The organism is Borrelia persica No12 (assembly GCF_000500045.1).
Taxonomy (GTDB): Bacteria; Spirochaetota; Spirochaetia; order Borreliales; family Borreliaceae; genus Borrelia; species Borrelia persica.
In genome coordinates, this window is the sequence record NZ_AYOT01000055.1 from 1 (window position 1) to 398 (window position 398).

The following is a 398-nucleotide window of genomic DNA, read 5'->3' on the forward strand; positions in this document are numbered from 1 at the left end:
TTAGATCTTGAGTTTACTGCTGAGAGGCTTATTATTGATATTTCATCATAAAAGGACACACTCATGTTAAAAATACCTTCTTTTCTTCAAGGCACTCAAGTAGAAAAAATAATTGAATCTGAAATTAACTTTATAGACAAAATAATTAATGAAATTAAAACACTGACTCAAAATTTCACTGATATTACTGCAAAAAAATATTTAAATTCACGTTTTATTGCATTCTGGTTATCCGAAATACTTCAAATAATATATTCAAAAAACCAAACTCTAGATACTCTGGCACAGAACATTGATAGTGTCCTTTTTGCTTTACGATATATCGGCACACATGAATCGTTCAAAAAATTATTTAAAGCTTTTCTCAACGTTGATATCGAACCTAAAACTTCTGCTCC

1 protein-coding gene is annotated in these 398 nt (G+C 28.9%); it reads left to right on the forward strand.

Translation table 11 applies throughout. The features are described from left to right. Positions 1–63: 63 nt before the first annotated feature. On the forward strand, positions 64–398 hold a 335-nt coding region (locus tag U881_RS0101025; protein WP_024652977.1), incomplete at its 3' end, for a DUF735 family protein.